This is a genomic window from Nocardioides sp. (genome assembly GCF_016462705.1).
Taxonomy (GTDB): domain Bacteria; phylum Actinomycetota; class Actinomycetes; order Propionibacteriales; family Nocardioidaceae; genus Nocardioides.
This window is the reverse complement of the sequence record NZ_JAEMSS010000080.1, coordinates 1-18,390: the sequence shown is the minus strand read 5'-3', so window position 1 is coordinate 18,390 and position 18,390 is coordinate 1. Positions and strand designations below refer to the sequence as shown.

Genomic DNA, 18,390 nt, shown 5'->3' with positions numbered 1-18,390 from the left:
GTGTCGACCTTGTCGGTCGACACCTCCAGCAGCGGCTCGTCGACCGCGACCTCGTCGCCCACGGACTTCAGCCAGCGGGTGACGGTGCCCTCGGTGACGGACTCGCCCAGTGCCGGGAGGGTGACTTCGGTGGCCATGGAGCTCCTTCGCTCTCGTGCTCTGCGGTGGTGGTCAGTTGTTCACGTGGTCAGGCATGGGCGTGCAGGGGCTTGCCGGCGAGCGCCAGATGGGCTTCCCCGAGCGCCTCGTTCTGGGTCGGGTGGGCGTGCACGAGGGGTGCGACGTCCTCGGCGTGGGCCTCCCAGCCGTAGATCAGCTGCGCCTCGCCGATCAGCTCGCCCACCCGGTCGCCGACGAGGTGCACCCCGACGACCGGTCCGCCGCGCCGCTGCACCAGCTTGACGAAGCCCTGGGTCTTGAGGATCTGGCTCTTGCCGTTGCCGCCGAGGTCGTAGGTCAGCGCCTCGATGTCCTCGGCGCCGTACCTCTCCGCGGCCTGGACCTCGGTGAGGCCGACCGAGGCCACCTCGGGCCGGCAGTAGGTCACCCGTGGGATCGCCGTCTCGTCGATGGTCGCCGGGTCCAGCCCGGCGATCTCCTCGGCCACGAAGATGCCCTGCTGGAACCCGCGGTGCGCCAGCTGGAGGCCGGGGACGATGTCGCCCACGGCCCACACGTCGTCCACCCCGGTGCGGCACCTCTCATCGGTGACCACGAAGCCGCGGTCCATGCGTATGCCCTGCTCCTCGTACCCGAGACCGTCGGTGGACGGCCCCCGGCCGACCGCCACCAGCAGCAGCTCGGCCTCGAGCACGTCACCACCCTCGACGGTCACGGCGACGCCTGCATCGGTGGTCTTCACGCTCTGGAACGGCGTGGAGGTCCGCATCGCGATCTTGCGCTTCCGGAACGCCCGCTCCAGTGCCTTGGACGACGCCTCGTCCTCCAGCGGCACCAGCCGCGGCAGTGCCTCGACGATGGTGACCTCGGCACCGAAGCTGCGCCACACGCTCGCGAACTCGCAGCCGATGACGCCGCCACCCAGCACGATGACCGAGGCGGGCACCCGGTCCAGGCGCAGCGCGTGCTCGGAGGTGATGATGCGCTCGCCGTCGATGTCCAGGCCCGGGAGCGTCTTCGCGTAGGAGCCGCTCGCCAGCACCAGGTGTGACCCGGAGTACGCCGTCTCGCCCGCTTCGCCGGCGACGGTGACCTCCCGGGGACCGGTGAGCCGTCCGCGGCCCTCGATGACCGTGATGCCGCGGCCTTTGATGAGCCCGGTCAGCCCCTTGTGCAGCCGGGACACCACGCCGTCGGCGTACGCGTTGACCCCGGGCACGTCGATCCCCTCGAGCGTCGCGATGACGCCGAACTGCGAGGCCTCTCGGGCGCTGTCGGCCACCTCGGCCGCGTGCAGCAGCGCCTTCGTCGGGATGCAGCCGACGTGCAGGCAGGTGCCACCGACCTTGCCCTGCTCGACGAGGCCCACGCTGAGCCCGAGCTGTGCGGCGCGCAACGCGCACGCGTAGCCGCCGGACCCGGCCCCGAGGACGAGCACGTCGAAGTCAGCCATTCGCCCATCCTTGCACCTCGCCACGAAGTGTCCACCGCGTGCTCCACCCGCCTCCACGCACGGCAAGGCACACTTGTCGCCATGTCATGGATGGACCGCTTCCGGCGCAGCCCCGGGACGAAGATGAGCCGCCCCAAGGGCGACACCTTCCGGACCGGCTCCACCCGGGTGCGGGCCTCCGATTCCGTCGACCTCGACCACCTCAACTCCTGGGTCGTCGAGCGGAAGGGCGTCGAAGGGTTCGTCGAGCCGCGCACGGCGGTCAGCGACGTGACGCTGCTGCTCGTGGCGCACGACGGCGAGTGGACCCGACGCCGCGTGCCGTCGGTCGACTGGGCACACACCTTCTGCAACAAGCACCAGATCCCGTCCTACGACGCTGCCGTGGTCGGTATCCCGCAGCGGATGCGGGACTTCAACCGCAGGAAGAAGCAGCAGGGTCTCTGATCGCTGGTCGAGGTGCGAGGAGCGCCAGCGACGAGCCTCGAGACCTCCGCAGGGATGGCACCAGGTCGCCTCCCAGCGACGGCTTGCGTGGTTCGAGGCTCGCTGCGCTCGCACCTCAACCAGCGTCGGTGGCCAACGAGCGCGCGTAGTCCACCAGCGTCGCGACCGCCCAGCCGGTGCCACCGAAGGTCACGTGGCCCGAGGGTCCGCCGGAGTTCCAGGCGGGGCCGGCGATGTCGAGGTGCGCCCAGGGCAGGCCGCCGGTGAACTCGCGCAGGAAGGCGGCCGCGAAGAGGCCGCCGCCCCAGCGGATCCAGTCGTGCTGCGACAGGTCGGCGATCCTGCTGCTGTGGATGCGCTCGTCCATCGCCTCGGGGATGGGCATGTGCCAGTGCGCCTCGCCGGCGGTCTCGGCGGCTGCCAGGACGTCGGCGACGACCTCGTCGGAGCCCATCACGCCGGCCACCTTGTCGCCGAGGGCGACGACCATGTGGCCGGTCAGCGTGGCGACGTCCAGGATCACGTCGGGCTCGACCTCGGTGGCGCGGACGAGCGCGTCACCCAGGATCAGCCGGCCCTCGGCGTCGGTGTTGAGCACCTCGACGGTCGTGCCGCCGTACATCGAGAGCACGTCGCCGGGCCGCACCGAGGAGCCGGACACCATGTTCTCCGCCATGGGCACGAAGGTGCTGACCTTGACCGGCAGCTTCAGCCTGGCGATCGCCAACGTGGCCTGGACGACGGCGGCCGCGCCGGCCATGTCGGACTTCATCTCGTTCATCGACGCCGCCGGCTTGATGGTCAGGCCACCGGAGTCGAAGGTGACCCCCTTGCCGACGAGGGCGAGGTGGGCGACCGGCTTGGCAGGGGAGTAGGTCAGCTCGACCAGGCGTGGTGGCGCCGCCGAGCCGTTGCCGACGCCCAGGATCCCCCCGCACCCCATCGCGAGGAGCTCCTTCTCGTCGAACACCCGGGCGCTGACCCTGCGCACGCCACGTCCCTTCGACGCCTCCTTGGCGGCCTCGACCACGGCGTCGGCGAAGGCCGGCGGGGTGAGGTCGCCGGGCGGGGTGTTGACCCAGTCCCGGGTCCGGGCCACGGCTTCGGCGACCAGCTGGGCCTCGTCGACGACGGCCTGCATGTCGGACCGTCGGGCCCCGGGGCTGAGCAGCACGACCTCGCCGGGGTGGCCCTGCACGTCGTCGTCCTTGGCCTTCTTGTACGTCGTGTACGTGTACCCACCGAGCGCGTAGCCCTCGGCGACCGCGCGGAGCTGCTCCGGGGTCTCCGCGGGCAGGGCGAGCGCGACCGAGGCGGCGTTGGTGACGGCCCGGGCCGCCGCGCCGGCTCCCCGGCGTACGGCCTGGGGTGACACGGCGCCGCCGCGCTCCGGCTTGCCGAGTCCCACGAAGACGACGAGCCCGGCCCTGAGCACCTCGCCGCCGGGCACCCGGACCACCTCGCCGGCCTTGCCCGTCGCGCCCAGCGTGACGAGCAGGGGACGCAGCTTGCGGCCGTAGGCCTTGGCCACCTCCTCGCCACCCTCGGCGACGACCGCGCCCTTCGACGTGGACACCAGGCCGACCACGACCGCGTCGCATCGGGTCTTGGCCGGGTTGGCGTGGCGCAGCGTGTACGAGGGCACCTGGCCACACTAGGAGATGGGTAGGAGATAGGTTCCGGAGCATGAGCGCTGGCAAGCAGTCACCGTTGCACGAGCGGCACGAGTCACTGGGCGCGAAGTTCGCGGAGTTCGGTGGCTGGACGATGCCGCTCGAGTACCCCTCCGGTGTCGTCAAGGAGCACACCGCGGTGCGTGAGGCGGTCGGTGTGTTCGACGTCAGCCACCTCGGCAAGGCGATGGTGGCCGGGCCGGGTGCCGCCGACTACGTCAACGCGACGCTGACCAACGACCTGCGCCGGGTCGAGCACGGCCAGGCGCAGTACACCCTCTGCTGCGACGCGGAGACCGGCGGGATCGTCGACGACCTCATCGCCTACCTGCACACCGACGAGCGGGTGCTCCTGGTGCCCAACGCCGCCAACACCGCCGAGGTCGTCCGCCGGCTCGCGGCGTCCGCCCCGGACGGGGTCACGGTCACCGACCACCACGACGACTACGCCGTGCTGGCCGTCCAGGGGCCCCGCTCGGACGAGGTGCTGGACGCCGTGGGGCTGCCTACCGGGCACGACTACATGTCGTTCGTCGAGGCGCCCCTGCCGGGCGGTGAGGAGGGGGTAGGCGTCGTCGTCTGCCGGACCGGCTACACCGGAGAGCGTGGCTATGAGCTGATCGCTGCCAACGACGTCGCGGTGATCCTCTGGGACGCGCTGATGGCCGCCGGCGCCGACCACGGCATGCTCCCGTGCGGTCTGGGCGCCCGGGACACGCTCCGCACCGAGATGGGCTACCCGCTGCACGGGCAGGACATCTCGCTCGACGTGACCCCCAACCAGGCCCGGCTCGGCTGGGCCGTCGGGTGGGACAAGGACGAGTTCTGGGGTCGCGACGCACTGCGCCGGGAGAAGGAGGCCGGTCCCGACCGCATCCTGCGCGGGATCGTCGCCACCGGTCGCGCGATCCCTCGCCCCCACATGGCCGTGAGCCTGACCCACGACCTCCTGGTCGGCGAGGTCACCTCCGGGACGTTCTCGCCGACCCTGAAGAAGGGCGTCGGGCTCGCCCTGGTCTCCTCGCAGGTGGCACCCGACGCAGAGGTGGGGGTCGACGTACGCGGTCGCCGCGAGATCTTCCAGGTCACCAAGCCGCCCTTCGTCCAACCCTCCACTCGCGAGTCCTGACAGAACCTGGCCATGAACCTTCCCGATCAGCCCAGTACCTTCCGGCAACCCGGACCCGGCGAACGTCCGTGGTGGTGGCGACTTGAGGACGCCACCGGCGGCGAGGTGACCGTCTCGAGCGCGTACGCCGGTCGACGGTTCGCCACCCAGGCGGACGCCGAGTCCTGGGTGGGCGAGATCTGGTCCGGCCTGGCCGCCGAGGGCGTCGACGCGGTCACGCTCTTCGAGCAGGAGCGGGCCGTCTACGGCCCGATGTCCCTCCACGCCTAGCGGTGACCGGCCATGCGAGGCGCCCGGGCGACCGACGAGGGTGACTTCGACGGCTTCGTCGGCGCGCGGTGGCCGACGCTCGTCCGCACCCTCGTCCTGATCGGCTGCCCCGCCGAGCTCGCCCCGGAGGTCGCGTCGAGCGGACTGCGCCGGTGCCGCACTGACTGGGACCGGACCGTCGAGGGCGACGACCCGGACGTGGTCGTCCACCGCGAGATCCTCGCCGCCTGGCAGGAGAGACTGCGCGGTCCGTGGTGGGCCGGGCTGGAGCCGCCGCTCGAGACGGCCTGGCCGGCACCGGACCTGTCGGCCCTGGACCGGCTCACCTCGCCGCTGCGCACGGGACTGGTGCTCCGTCGCTATGCGGGCCTGGACCCGTCGCAGGCCGTGGCCGCTGCCGGTCGGGTGGCCGGCGGGGACCTGCCGGCCGAGCCCGACGCGACGACGCTGCGGACCGCGGCCGAGAACGTCGTCGTGCTGACCCCCGGGCCGGGGGACCTGGCCACCGAGCGCCCGCCGCGGTGGCGACGTCCGGTCTTCCTGGTCCCCAGTGTCCTGGCCGGCCTGGTCCTCGTCCTTGGTGCGACGACCTGGTGGGCCCAGTGGGGGTCCGTCGAGGGTGACGACCGGCAGCCGGTCGTCCTCTCGGCGCTCGACCCGCAGCGTTCGCGCAACCCGGCCGAGGTGGTGTGGTACGCCGACGACGTCCTGCACCTCGCGAACTCGACCTACGTGCTGCCGACGCTGCGGGACCTGGCCGCGCTCGGTGCCGGGGCGGTCTACGGCGACGTCGACGGCCGGGTCGTCCACCTCGCCGACGACGGCGTCCGCACCCTCCTCGGCACCAAGGACCCCGCTGCGCCGCTGGCCGCGTCCGACCAGCTCGGGTGGGTCGCGTGGGTGGATCCGGGCGGGCCGAACCCGCGGCTGCTCGTCTACGACGTCGGGCAGGCCGACCTGATCGGTGAGCTGGACCTGCCGCAGAGCCGGTCGGGCCTGCAGGAGGCTCCCGACACCCGCCCGGTGGCGATCGACCAGGAGACGGTCTACGTGACGACCAGCGACGGCACCCGCGGCTGGCGGCCGACCCGGGACCCGGACCACCTCCAGCTGCTGGAGGGACCCCTCCTCGTCGACGTCTCGTCCGCGAACCGGCTCTACCAGCTCGACGCCGACCGGATCCGGCTGGACCGGCCGTTCTTCACCGACGTCCACGACGTGCCGGGCCGGGGCGGGCAGCTCTCCGCGGACGGGAACTACGCGGCGACCCGCGACCCCGCGGACGGGTCGGTGCTCGTCTACGACGTGCGCACCGGCGTCCGGCTGGACGTGCGGCCACCTGAGGACCTGGCCGTGGCCGACGTGGTCCTGGCGCCGGAGGGGTCGATCACCTACCTGACGGTCGACCCGGACGGGTTCGCCCGGAGGGAGGGCAGCGACAGCCATCCGTTGCGCGGCGAGCTGGTCACGTGCGGACTCGGGGACGGCGACTGCGAGGGGCTGGCGACCTTCGTCCTCGACTCCGAGGCACCCCTCCTGGCCAAGGCACAGTCCATCGGCTGGGCGGAGCTGGCCAGGGAGCTCGGGATCGTTGCCCCCGACTAGGGATGACCATCGCACCCTCCAGCACGACTAGGTTCGCCACGTGCACGACTTCCGCCAGGTCGACGTCTTCGGCTCCGGCCCGCTCACCGGCAACCCGGTCGCGGTGGTCCACGACGCCGACGACCTCGATGACGACGCGATGCAGCAGCTCGCGCAGTGGAGCAACCTCTCCGAGACGACGTTCCTGCTGCGGCCCACGACCGACCGTGCCGACTACCGGCTGCGCATCTTCACCCCGAGCCGTGAGCTCCCGTTCGCCGGTCACCCGACGCTGGGCAGCGCGCACGCCTGGCTGGAGGCCGGCGGGTCGGCGACGGACACCGAGGTGGTGCAGGAGTGTGGCGCCGGGCTGGTCACCATCGAGCGCGGGCCACGGCTCGCGTTCCAGGCACCCCCGCTGCTGCGCGACGGACCGGTCGACGACGGCGACCTGGACCGGGTCACCGTTGCCCTGGGCCTGCGCCGCGACGACGTCGTCGACGCCAAGTGGGTCGACAACGGGCCGGGGTGGGTCGGCGTCCTGCTCCGGGACGCGCGCACCGTCCTGGCCCTCGAGCCGGACCCGGTGAAGATCGGCGAGATGGACATCGGTGTGATCGCCCCCTGGCGTGCCGGGGACCCGGGTCATCCGGGGGACGCGGACGCCGAGGTCCGCGCGTTCGACCGGAGCACCGAGGACCCGGTCACCGGCAGCCTCAACGCCAGCCTCGGCCAGTGGCTCGCCGGCACGGTCCTTCCCGAGGAGTACGTCGCCGCCCAGGGCACCGCGATCGGGCGGCGTGGCCGGGTGCACGTGAGGCGCGAGGGAGCCGCGGTGTGGGTGGGAGGGAACACGGTCACGACGCTCCGTGGAGAGGCCGCGATCCGGTGACCCGCCGCGGCTAGATTGGGCGTCGTGCGGGCCTACCTCGATCTCCTCCAGCGCGTCCTCGACGAGGGCGTGGAGAAGTCCGACCGCACCGGTACGGGCACCTTGTCGGTCTTCGGCCACCAGATGCGGTTCGACCTCCGCGAGGGGTTCCCGCTGGTCACCACCAAGAAGGTGCACACCCGATCGGTGTTCGCCGAGCTGCTGTGGTTCCTGCGCGGTGACACCAACGTCAAGTGGCTCCAGGACCGCGGGGTGACCATCTGGGACGAGTGGGCCGACGCCGACGGTGACCTGGGACCGGTCTACGGCTACCAGTGGCGGTCCTGGCCGACTCCCGACGGACGGCACGTCGACCAGATCGCCCAGGTCGTCCAGCAGATCCGCGACGACCCGGACTCTCGGCGTCACGTGGTCTCCGCCTGGAACGTCGCCGACATCCCGGCCATGGCGCTGGCGCCGTGCCACACGATGTTCCAGTTCTACGTCGCCCCCGACCCGGACGGGCCGGGGCGCCTGTCCTGCCAGCTCTACCAGCGCTCGGCCGACGTCTTCCTCGGTGTGCCGTTCAACATCGCGTCCTACGCCCTGCTCACCCACATGGTCGCCCAGGTGACCGGCATCGACGTCGGTGACTTCGTGCACACGTTCGGGGACGCCCACCTCTACACCAACCACCTGGAGCAGGCCCGGCTCCAGCTCACCCGGGACCCGCGGCCGCTGCCGACCCTGTGGCTCGACCCCACGGTCACGGAGCTGGACGCCTTCGACCTCGAGCACGTCGCCGTCGAGGGCTACGACCCGCACCCCGGCATCAAGGCGCCCATCGCCGTATGACGGTCACCCTGATCGCAGCGGTCGCGCGCAACGGGGTGATCGGCGCGGGCGGCGGCATTCCGTGGCACCTCCCGGAGGACTTCGCCCACTTCAAGGCGACCACGCTCGGGCACACGTTGCTGATGGGGCGGGCGACCTATGAGTCGATCGGCCGACCGCTGCCCGGCCGGACCACCATCGTGCTGACCCGTGACCCCGCCTGGTCGGCGGACGGCGTCCGGGTCGCGCACTCGCTCGAGGAGGCGCTGGCGATGGCCGGCGCCGACGACGTCTACGTCGCCGGGGGAGCTGCCGTCTACGAGGCGGCGATGCCCCACGCCCACGTGCAGATCCTCAGCGAGGTGGACCAAGAACCCGCCGGCGACACCTTCTACCCCGCCTTCGACCGCACGGAGTGGGCCGAGGAGGGACGGGTGCCGCACGACGGGTTCACGGTCGTGAGCTGGCGTCGTCTGTGACGCCGAGCCCTGGGTCAGCCGGTCAGCACTGGACCGTCAGGATGAACGGCTTGTCCTCGTAGGTCCCACCCGCCGCCACATCCGCGGTCCCGACCTGGACGGCGTTGGGCCCGGTGCTGCTCCGCACCACCATGGCCATCCCCGGGTCGAAGGTCCCCAGGTCGGCCTGCGGCGAGGCCGCGGACACGTTGGCGTTCAGCCCGCAGGCGCTGACGTCGGTCGGGAAGTTCACCCGGTAGCGGCCCGGTGCGGCGAGGTCCGTGACGGTGATGCCACCGCTCTGGGCGATGATGTCGCCGTCGGTCTCGACGTGCACCCACTGCGACAGCCCGCGCAGGGTCTTGCCGCCCAGCTGGTCGGCGCTGGTCGCGGAGGGCACGGTCGAGAGGCTGGACTCCTTGATGTCCTTGCCCGTGAGCCCGTCGTTCTTGACATCGCTCGACTTGACCGCCGCCTTCGCGATCTGCTTGCTCCCGACGCTGTTCTTCGGGAGGTTGACCGCCGCGTAGCTCGTGCCGCCGAGGGCGACGACGAGCGCGAGCGTGGCCGTGATGCTGGCATAGCGTGAACCGCCGAGAATCGGCTTCATGGGTCTCCTTCATCGATGTGACGGACGCCTCAACGTAATTCACCGGGGCCCGGGGTCGCGACGGCTTTCCGAGCGGGCGTCCTCGGTGAACCGCTGGGAGCGGCTGGCAGGCTGGGTCCATGGCTGAGATCACGTCAGGCGGGATGGAGCTCCGGGTGTTCACCGAACCCCAGCAGGGAGCGGCGTACGACGACCTGCTGTCGGTCGCCCAGGAGGCCGAGCGGCTCGGCTTCGGCGCGTTCTTCCGGTCCGACCACTACCTGACCATGGGCGGCGACGGCCTGCCGGGACCCAGCGACGCCTGGATCACGCTGGCGGGGATCGCCCGCGAGACGAGCACCATCCGGCTCGGCACGCTGATGACCAGCGCGACCTTCCGGCACCCGGGCCCGCTGGCGATCGCGGTGGCCGGCGTCGACCAGATGAGCGGCGGGCGGGTCGAGCTCGGGCTCGGGGCTGGCTGGTTCGAGGCCGAGCACTCGGCGTACGGGATCCCGTTCCCGGACACGCGCGAGCGCTTCGACGTGCTCGAGGAGCAGCTCGCCGTGATCACCGGACTGTGGGGGAGCGCCGGCGGCTTCTCCTTCGAGGGTGAGCACTACACCGTGCGGGACTCGCCCGGGCTCCCGAAGCCGGCACAGGCGAAGCCCCCGGTGCTGATCGGTGGTGGCGGCAAGAAGCGGACGCCGGCGCTCGCCGCGAGGTACGCCGATGAGTTCAACCTGCCCTTCATGCCGTTCGACGACGGCCTGGTGCAGAACGACCGGGTCCGCCGGGCCTGCGAGGAGATCGGCCGCGACCCCGCGAGCATGCGGTTCTCCAGCGCGCTGGTGCTCTGCGTCGGGGCGAACGAGGCCGAGGTCGCGCGCCGGGCCGCGGCGATCGGGCGTGAGGTCGACGAGCTGCGCGAGAACGGCCTGGCGGGGACGCCGCAGGAGGTGGTCGACAAGATCGGCCGCTACGCCGAGTCCGGCCAGACCCGGCTCTACCTGCAGACCCTGGACCTCCAGGACCTCGACCACCTGCGGCTCGTGGCCGCGGAGGTCATGCCGCACATCGCCGACCGGTAGCCTGGAGCCATGACCAACGCCCCCTTCGGCCGTGTGCTGACGGCGATGGCGACGGCGTTCCGCGACGACGGCTCGGTCGACCTCGACGGCACGGCTGCGATCGCGCGCCACCTCGTCGCGCACGGACACGACGGGGTCGTGGTCAGCGGGACGACCGGCGAGAGCCCGACCACGTCGGTCGCGGAGGACGGCGAGATCCTCGCCGCCGTCGTCGACGCCGTGGGCGACCGGGCGTCGGTCGTGGCCGGCGTCGGCACGAACAGCACCGCGCACTCTGTCGAGCTGGCCCTGCAGGCGGAGAAGGTGGGCGCGGACGGGCTGCTGCTCGTGACGCCCTACTACAACAAGCCCGGGCAGGCCGGTGTCCTCCACCACTTCCGGGCCGTCGCCGAGGCGACCGGCGTCCCGGTGATGCTGTACGACGTGCCCGGCCGGACCGGCACCCAGATCGCGCTCGAGACCTACGCGGCCGCCAAGGAGATCGACACGGTGGTCGCCGTCAAGGACGCCGTGGGTGACTTCGCCCGCGGAGTCCGGCTCATGGAGCTGGGCTACGCCGTCTACTCCGGTGACGACGTGGCCAACCTGGGCTGGCTGGCGCACGGCGCCGCCGGTTTCGTCTCCGTGGTCGGGCACGTGGCCGGCGACGAGATGCGGGCCATGATCGACACGTTCGACGCCGGCGACCACGCGGCCGCGCTCAGGATCTTCACCCGGCTGCTGCCGGCGATCGACGCCGTCATGGGCGTCCCCAACTACGGAGCCACGACCGCGAAGGCAGGTCTGCAGCTGCTCGGCGTCCTCGACAACCGCAACGTCCGTGGCCCGCTGGTGCCGCTCGACGACGCCGAGGTCGAGGCGCTGCGCACCGGACTGGCCGCGTCCGGCCTCCTCTGACGTCCACCGAAGGAAAACTGTGAGTCATTCCCATCCCGAGCTGTCGAGCCCTGCCCCCCTGAAGTCGGGGGGTCTGCGGGTGACACCGCTCGGCGGTCTCGGAGACGTCGGCCGCAACATGACGGTCTTCGAGCACGAGGGCCGGCTGCTGATCGTCGACTGCGGCGTGCTCTTCCCCGAGGACCACCACCCCGGGGTCGACCTGATCCTCCCGGACTTCGACTCGATCCGGGACCGGCTCGACGCCGTTGAGGCGCTGGTCCTCACGCACGGCCACGAGGACCACATCGGGGCGACGCCCTACCTGCTGCGCGAGCGCCAGGACATCCCGCTGGTCGGCTCCGAGCTCACCTTGGCGCTGCTCGACGGCAAGCTCCGCGAGCACCGTCTCAAGGAGACCGTCCACCACGTCGTGCGCGAAGGCGACGTCATCACGTTCGGCCCCTTCGAGCTCGAGTTCGTCGCGGTCAACCACTCCATCCCGGACGCGCTCGCGGTAGCCATCCGGGCCGGCGGCCAGCTCGTGCTGCACACCGGCGACTTCAAGATGGACCAGCTCCCGCTCGACGGCCGGATCACCGACCTGCGCGCGTTCGCCCGGCTGGGGGAGGAGGGCGTCGACCTGTTCCTCACCGACTCCACCAACGCCGAGACGCCGGGGTTCACGGCACTGGAGAAGTCGATCACGCCGGTGATCGACCAGGTCTTCCGCGACTCCAGGCAGAAGATCGTGGTGGCCTGCTTCGCCTCCCACATCCACCGGGTCCAGCAGATCCTGGACGCCACCGCGACGCACGGGCGCAAGGCGGCGTACGTCGGCCGCTCGATGGTCCGCAACATGGCCATCGCACAGGAGCTCGGCTACCTGACCGTCCCACCAGGCGTGCTGATCGACCCGAAGGACCTCGCCAGCCTGCCGCCCGAGCGTCAGGTGCTGATCTCCACCGGCTCCCAGGGTGAGCCGATGAGCGCCCTCAGCCGGATCGCCCAGCGCGACCACCACATCGTGCACATCGAGGAGGGCGACACCGTCCTGCTCGCCTCGAGCCTGATCCCCGGCAACGAGAACGCGGTCTACCGGGTGATCAACGGACTCGCCCGCTGGGGCGCCCGCGTCGTGCACAAGGGCAACGCCCTGGTCCACGTGAGTGGCCACGCGAGCGCCGGGGAGCTCCTCTACTGCTACAACATCGTGTCCCCGAAGAACGTGCTGCCGGTGCACGGCGAGATCCGGCACCTGCTGGCCAACGGCGCCCTGGCCACGGCCACCGGCGTCGAGAACGTCGTCATCGCCGAGGACGGCGTGGTCGTCGACCTGGTCGACGGTGTCGCGAAGGTCGCCGGCAAGGTGCCGTGCGGCTACGTCTTCGTCGACGGCAGCTCGGTCGGCGACATCACCGAGTCCGACCTCAAGGACCGCCGGATCCTGGGCGAGGAGGGGTTCATCTCGGTGATCGTCGTGGTCGACTCGGTCAGCGGCAAGGTCGCCGCCGGCCCCGAGATCCACGCCCGCGGCTTCGTCGACGTGGACTTCGACCCGATCCGCCAGCCGATCGTCGACGCCCTCGACAAGACCATCGCCGAGGGCAACAACGACGCCTACCAGCTCCAGCAGACGGTGCGCCGGGTGGTCGGACGCTGGGTGAGCAACACCCACCGCCGGCGCCCGATGATCATCCCGGTCGTCGTCGAAGCCTGATTGTTCACCCCCGCGAGCTTCGGCCGGCACCCACGGGTTGTCTACCCCCGCGAGCTTCGGCCGGCACCCACGACGGACGCTCGCTCCGCTTCGCGGGCTTCGCCGTCCATCGTGGTCGCCGACCGATCGCGGGGCGCCTATACAAGCGCCCCGGCTGCGGGGCTGGCGATGAAATGAGCGGGAGGCCCCACCGGACTCACCGGCGGGGCCTCTCGCTCGTGCTGGTCGTGCTGGCTACGGCTTCTTGACGGTGATGGTCACCTTGTCCTGGCTCTCCTCCACCGTGCCGGCGCCGAGGTACTCGGCGACGACCTTGTGCTTGCCGGGCGGCAGGTCGCGGGTCACCTCGATGACGACCTTGCCGTTCTTGAGCGTGCCCTTGCCGACCTTGTCGCCGTCGACGAAGAGCTTGACCTTGCCCGTCGGCACCACGCCGTCAGCGGTGACCTTGATCTTGGCCCGGAAGTCCTGGCCGAGGCTCAGGGTCTCGCTGGGCTTGATCTTCATGCGGGTCTCCGACGCGACGTCGGCCGGCGGGGGCGGCGGGGGCGTGCCGGTCGTGCAGTTGGTCACCTTCACGTTGTCCACGTACCAGCCGTCGAGCCCGCCGCAGCCGTCGCGCCCGAAGTCGAAGCGCAGCCGCACGGTGTCCCCGGCCTTGACGCCCGCGGCCTGCAGGTCGACGTACGACGTGCCCCATGAGCCGCCCACCTCGCCACCGTCGCTGCCGGTGAAGCCGAGCTCACCGCCGAGCGGGTTGGTCGGCTGGAGCTCGGTGGCCGGCGCGTTGAAGAGGTACGCCGCGGCAGGGATCGGCGCGAACGCCCCCTCGTTGACGCTGATCTTCACGTTGCCGCCGTCGTACTCGAACTCCGTGGCGACGTAGTGGTCGAAGGTCAGCTTCGGTGCCCCGAGGGTCGCCGGCATCACGATCGCCGGGCTCACGATGGAGTCCCGCGACGAGAAGTCGCCGGCACCTTCCGTGCACTTCCCGGCGCTCGGGTTGTCGTCACCCCTGGCGACGGTGCCGGTGCGGCCACCGGGCGGGGTCGAGTCCGACGACCACGGCAGGCTGCCGCCACCGCTGTAGACGATCTCCGAGTCCTTCTCCCAGCCGGCCAGGCCGTCCTCGAAGCTCTCGTTCCACACGGTGGTGGTCGTGGTGCCCGCGCCACACAGCGACGGGCCACCCTGCTCGAGCAGCGGTGTGAAGTTGCACTGCACCGGTTCGGTGCGCAGCTCCACGGCGGCGATCGCGTTCGTGACCTGCTCGCAGTCGGCGTCGGTCATGGTCCCCAGCACGGTGGGCGTCGCGTTCGGCTCGGTGGTGAGCTCCCAGATCTCGACTTCCTCGTCGACCAGGAGGCCGCAGGTGGTCTCCAGCGCATCCGCGTGGTCGATGAAGTCGCTCGTCGGCGTCTGGAAGAGCTGCATCGCGTAGTAGTAGATGTGCGCAGCCTTGTCCAGGCCGATCCCGGTGACCGTGGTGCCGTTGTAGGTGCCACCGTCGACCAGCAACGCGTAGCCGTGGTTGGGCACGCCGGAGTTGCTGTGCACCCCACCACCGTCGTCGGTCGAGCACGTGTACTCCGCGTCGCTCACCTTGCCCGGGTCGCCGTGGCAGGTGGGCGACCACATGTCGCGGATCGCCCCGCCGAAGGCGAAGGAGTCCTCACCCATGAGCCAGCGGTAGGAGTCGGTCCGGGGACCGCTCGCGTCCTTCATGGTGACGTTGACCGTCTCGGTGTCGACCGTGTCGAAGATCGGCTGCCAGTCGTCGCGGCCGATCATGACGGTCGGGACCGTCGGGTCCGGGTCGGCGTCACCGGACATCGCGAACACCTCCGGGTCACGGTTGGCGATGACGACGCCCGTGGCGCCGGCCGCCTCGGCGTTGCGCGCCTTGACCTCGAAACCGCAGAGCCCGCGGTTGACCATCACGACGTTGCCGGCCGCCTCGGCGGCGTTCGTCAGGGGGCTGCACCCGTCGTAGATGCTGCCCTGGAGGTCGAACGGGTTCGGGTCGGCGTCGCTGTCCTCGTCGGCGTCGAGACCGAGGACGAGGTCACCGGTGACTCCCGTGTCGTCCAGCTGCGGTCCGAATGCGGCGCCGGCCACGTCGCAGTCCTTGGCGATCTCTGCCGGGCTGTTGATCGTGAACGCCGGCTGCGCGGGTGAGTGCGTCGAGCACTGGCCCACGGGACGCGGGGTGGTGATGTCACCCTCCTCCTCGTCCTGGCGTCCGTTGATCAGGTCGATGGTCTCGCCCCAGACGTCGGAGAACGACTCGTTGAGCGCGCCGGGCTGCCACTGGTAGATGCCGTCCCACGAGTACTCGGTGTAGGCGTGGCCCCACTCGTGTGCCACCACGTCGTCGGAGGTGACGCCGTTGCAGTAGTTGGTGGTGACGCCGTTCCAGTTGGCGTTGGGGCAGTTGATCCGGGGGTCGTTGTTGACCGTGGTCATCGTCGCGCCCAGGCCGTCGTAGGAGTCCTGCTCGAAGGCGTTCATGAAGAACCAGTACGACTCGCCCGTGCCCTCCACGAGGTTCTGCTGCTCCTCGTTGAGGAGGCCGGGGAAGGTCTCGCCCTCGGCCCAGACCCGGTTCGAGCGGTTGGTGTTGCCCTCGTAGAGCTCGCGGTAGAGCCCGTCGTGAATGAGCGAGTACCGGTTGAGCGTCTTGCCCGTCTCCGCGTCGACGAAGACCATCTCGCGCACGTTGGCGTCGTTGGACACCTCGACGACATAGGCGAGGACGGCCTCGCCGACGTCACCGCGCGGCACGCCGGTGCGGTAGATCGCGAGCCTGGTGTTCTTGGCCCCCACCCCGGCGAGGTCGGCGGTCTGGCCGTCGTGCCCCGGCGGGTCGGCCTTGACCTCGGCCACGGCGGCCTGACCCGCCTTCGCGGCGCTGAGCCGCGGGGTCACGTCGAGGTCGAGGTCGGGTGCGACGTAGCCGTTGACCGAGGTGAGGTCACCGGCGGCGTCCACCTGCGCGCGCAGGGCGCCGCCGAACACGGGCACCCCGCGGTAGCGCTGGATGTACGAGACGTTCCAGCCCAGCCGGGTCTGGGTCACCGTGTCCCGGACGAGCTCGCCGGGCCGGGCGCCGAACAGGCCGGCGTAGTCGCCGAGGAACGCCCTCGTCTTGGCGATGGCCGAGGCCCGGTCGTCGGCGGCCACGCCGGGCATCAGGTCTGCCGACCTGCCGCCCTCGGCGCGGACGAACCCGACCTTGCCGGTCGCGCTCTCGCGCGAGGTGACGACCTCGCCGCGCGCGTCCTGTCGCAGCTCCTGGATCAGCGAACCGTCACCGGCCGCGGCTGGTGATGCGGCTCCCGACTGTGATGGCAGTGCCGCGAAACCGGCAGCGAGCATCACCAGGCAAATGGCGCTCTTGAGCACTCTCACGAAGGTGTCCTATCCCGAGTTGACGTGGTCCCCGTGTGACTACGCGCGCCGAGACTCGGTGCACGTGAGCGCACCCTAATCACGCTGTCCCGTCCGGGTAAAGGGTCGACGGAGATTCGCCGTCGCTTTCACCTGTCGGGAGGAAGTGTTGTTGCTGCGGTGTGACGGCGGTGGGCAACACGCACCTCTGTGGTGCGTGTGGCAGGAGTGACTGTCACCTACGTTGGTGACCATGGCGACCCGTACGTCTTCCCCGCCGGGTTCGCGGAGCAGGAGCACCTCGTCCACGCCACGGTCCGGCAGCACCCGGAGCCGGAGCAGGGCGGCGGCACCGGCTGCCAAGAAGAAGGCGCGGAAGTCCCCCCAGCGAGGCTCATCCGCGAAGCGCCGTCCGGCTCCGCGTGCGGTACGAAGCGGACGCGGCCCGGTCGCACGCTTCTTCGACGCGATCTTCCGCGGCCTCGCCGCGGTCTGGCTCGCGGTCGCCCACGCCATCGGAGGGCTGGCCCGGGGTATCGGTCGCAGTGCCCGTGAGCTCGACCCCGAGCACCGCCGTGACGGTGTCGGCCTGCTCATCCTCGCGGTGGCCGTGGTCGCCGCCGCGGCGGTGTGGTTCCAGCTCGGCGGCGACCTCATGGGTGCGGTGCGGGTCGCCGTGACGGGCACCGTCGGCAAGGTCGGCTGGCTGGTCCCGCTGGCCCTGGTCGTCGCGGCCTGGCGCAACCTGCGCGACCCGGTGCACAACGGCCCCGCCGGACGCCAGGTCGTCGGCTGGGCGTCGCTCGCCCTGGGCGTCCTCGGCGTGGTGCACATCGCCAACGGCAGTCCGCAGCCGGTGGCCGGTGACGCGAGCCCGCTGCGCGAGGGCGGTGGGGCGATCGGCTACGTCGTGTCGTCCCTGCTCCTCGACCTGCTGCGATCGCCCGCCGTGGTCGTGCCCGTCCTGGTGCTGCTCGCCTGCTTCGGCGTGCTGGTCATCACCGGTACGCCGCTCTACAAGGTGCCGTCCCGGCTCGCCGAGACCCGGGACCGTGCCCTCGGGAGGACCCCGGCCGAGGACGCGGTCGACGAGAACGGCCTGCCCACCCGACCCATCCGGGCCCGCGGACGGGGGCGCAACGCGGACACCGACACCGGGCTGGACGCCTACGCCAACGACCCGGCGTACGACAGCCCCGTCCTCGAGGACCGGGAGGTCAGGAAGAGGCGACGCAAGGCGGTCGCCGAGACCGGCACCACGGACGCCGTCCCTGCCGTCTCCGCGGCGGCGGTGCCACCGGACATCCGGGTCGAGGACGAGACCAAGGGCGATCTCGAGCCCCCTCCGCACACGCCGATCCCGCAGCGGGTCGAGCAGCTGGCGCTGTCGGGCGACATCGTCTACAGCCTGCCCGGCAACGACATGCTCAAGCCCGGGTCACCGCACAAGCCCAAGTCCAAGCTCAGCGACGACGTCGTCCACCGGCTGACCACGGTGCTGGACGAGTTCGACATCGACGCGCAGGTGACCGGCTACACCCGCGGACCGACGGTCACCCGTTACGAGGTCGAGCTCGGCGCCGCGGTCAAGGTGGAGAAGGTCACCGCGCTGGCCAAGAACATCTCCTACGCCGTGGCCTCGGCTGACGTGCGCATCCTCAGTCCCATCCCGGGCAAGTCGGCCATCGGCATCGAGATCCCGAACCTCGACAAGGAGATCGTGTCGCTGGGTGACGTGCTCCGCTCGGGCATCGCCCGGTCCGACCACCACCCGATGGTCTGCGGGCTGGGCAAGGACGTGGAGGGCGGCTTCGTGGTCGCCAACCTCGCGAAGATGCCGCACCTGCTGGTCGCGGGTGCCACCGGCTCCGGCAAGTCGAGCTTC

At 71.2% G+C, this 18,390-nt stretch carries 16 protein-coding genes; 11 read left to right on the top strand and 5 right to left on the bottom strand.

The annotated features are described in order from the left end of the window. On the bottom strand, positions 1–137 hold a 137-nt coding region (locus JHD21_RS11715), incomplete at its 3' end, for a biotin/lipoyl-containing protein (protein ID WP_292675187.1). A 50-nt stretch (positions 138–187) separates the two neighbouring features. Further along, complete coding sequence (gene lpdA, locus JHD21_RS11710; RefSeq protein WP_292675180.1) at positions 188–1,573, bottom strand: dihydrolipoyl dehydrogenase; 1,386 nt, start codon at positions 1,571–1,573, stop codon at positions 188–190. A gap of 81 nt (positions 1,574–1,654) precedes the next feature. On the opposite strand from lpdA, the gene JHD21_RS11705 reads away from it, so the two are divergent. Then, entirely contained in the window at positions 1,655–2,020 is a 366-nt protein-coding gene (locus JHD21_RS11705) for a hypothetical protein (RefSeq protein ID WP_292675177.1), read from the top strand. Positions 2,021–2,135: 115 nt separating this feature from the next. On the opposite strand, the gene JHD21_RS11700 is transcribed toward JHD21_RS11705, so the two are convergent. Beyond that, positions 2,136–3,665 (bottom strand): leucyl aminopeptidase, encoded by a 1,530-nt coding sequence (locus tag JHD21_RS11700; RefSeq protein WP_292675174.1) that lies wholly within the window; start codon positions 3,663–3,665, stop codon positions 2,136–2,138. A gap of 41 nt (positions 3,666–3,706) precedes the next feature. On the opposite strand from JHD21_RS11700, the gene gcvT reads away from it, so the two are divergent. From gcvT to JHD21_RS11670, 6 genes are all read left to right on the top strand, one after another. Then, the gene (gene gcvT / locus JHD21_RS11695; protein WP_292675171.1) at positions 3,707–4,822 is read left to right on the top strand and encodes a glycine cleavage system aminomethyltransferase GcvT; all 1,116 of its coding nucleotides are present in this window, start codon (positions 3,707–3,709) and stop codon (positions 4,820–4,822) included. Between the two features lie 105 nt (positions 4,823–4,927). Then, positions 4,928–5,092: a hypothetical protein gene (locus JHD21_RS21900; protein WP_365695944.1), complete on the top strand. Its 165-nt coding sequence runs from the start codon at positions 4,928–4,930 to the stop codon at positions 5,090–5,092. A gap of 12 nt (positions 5,093–5,104) precedes the next feature. Next, positions 5,105–6,697 carry a hypothetical protein gene (locus tag JHD21_RS11685; RefSeq protein WP_292675166.1) on the top strand — a complete coding sequence of 531 codons (1,593 nt, stop codon included), beginning with the start codon at positions 5,105–5,107 and terminating at the stop codon, positions 6,695–6,697. Between the two features lie 40 nt (positions 6,698–6,737). After that, positions 6,738–7,568, top strand: coding sequence for a PhzF family phenazine biosynthesis protein (locus JHD21_RS11680; RefSeq protein WP_292675164.1), 831 nt, complete (start codon positions 6,738–6,740; stop codon positions 7,566–7,568). Positions 7,569–7,592: 24 nt separating this feature from the next. After that, a complete protein-coding gene (locus JHD21_RS11675) occupies positions 7,593–8,402 on the top strand; it encodes a thymidylate synthase (protein WP_292675160.1) in 810 nt (269 codons plus the stop codon). Further along, positions 8,399–8,860, top strand: a complete 462-nt coding sequence (locus JHD21_RS11670) for a dihydrofolate reductase (protein WP_292675157.1) — start codon at positions 8,399–8,401, stop codon at positions 8,858–8,860. Before JHD21_RS11675 ends, JHD21_RS11670 begins: the two co-directional genes overlap by 4 nt. A gap of 22 nt (positions 8,861–8,882) precedes the next feature. Here JHD21_RS11670 and JHD21_RS11665 read toward each other — a convergent pair whose 3' ends face one another. Then, entirely contained in the window at positions 8,883–9,449 is a 567-nt protein-coding gene (locus tag JHD21_RS11665) for a hypothetical protein (protein WP_292675154.1), read from the bottom strand. Positions 9,450–9,592: 143 nt separating this feature from the next. Between JHD21_RS11665 and JHD21_RS11660 the strand changes: the two genes are divergently transcribed. The 3 genes from JHD21_RS11660 to JHD21_RS11650 are packed head-to-tail and all read left to right on the top strand — an operon-like array spanning position 9,593 to position 13,115. After that, on the top strand, positions 9,593–10,519 hold the full coding sequence (locus JHD21_RS11660; protein WP_292675183.1) for an LLM class F420-dependent oxidoreductase: 927 nt from the start codon (positions 9,593–9,595) through the stop codon (positions 10,517–10,519). A gap of 9 nt (positions 10,520–10,528) precedes the next feature. Continuing rightward, entirely contained in the window at positions 10,529–11,416 is an 888-nt protein-coding gene (gene dapA / locus JHD21_RS11655) for a 4-hydroxy-tetrahydrodipicolinate synthase (protein WP_292675151.1), read from the top strand. 19 nt (positions 11,417–11,435) lie between these two features. Further along, positions 11,436–13,115 carry a ribonuclease J gene (locus tag JHD21_RS11650; protein ID WP_292675148.1) on the top strand — a complete coding sequence of 560 codons (1,680 nt, stop codon included), beginning with the start codon at positions 11,436–11,438 and terminating at the stop codon, positions 13,113–13,115. Between the two features lie 234 nt (positions 13,116–13,349). Here JHD21_RS11650 and JHD21_RS11645 read toward each other — a convergent pair whose 3' ends face one another. After that, the gene (locus tag JHD21_RS11645) at positions 13,350–16,526 is read right to left on the bottom strand and encodes a M4 family metallopeptidase (RefSeq protein WP_292675144.1); all 3,177 of its coding nucleotides are present in this window, start codon (positions 16,524–16,526) and stop codon (positions 13,350–13,352) included. Positions 16,527–16,758: 232 nt separating this feature from the next. Here JHD21_RS11645 and JHD21_RS11640 point away from each other — a divergent pair. Beyond that, the coding region (locus JHD21_RS11640) for a DNA translocase FtsK 4TM domain-containing protein (RefSeq protein WP_292675139.1) at positions 16,759–18,390 on the top strand (1,632 nt) is incomplete at its 3' end.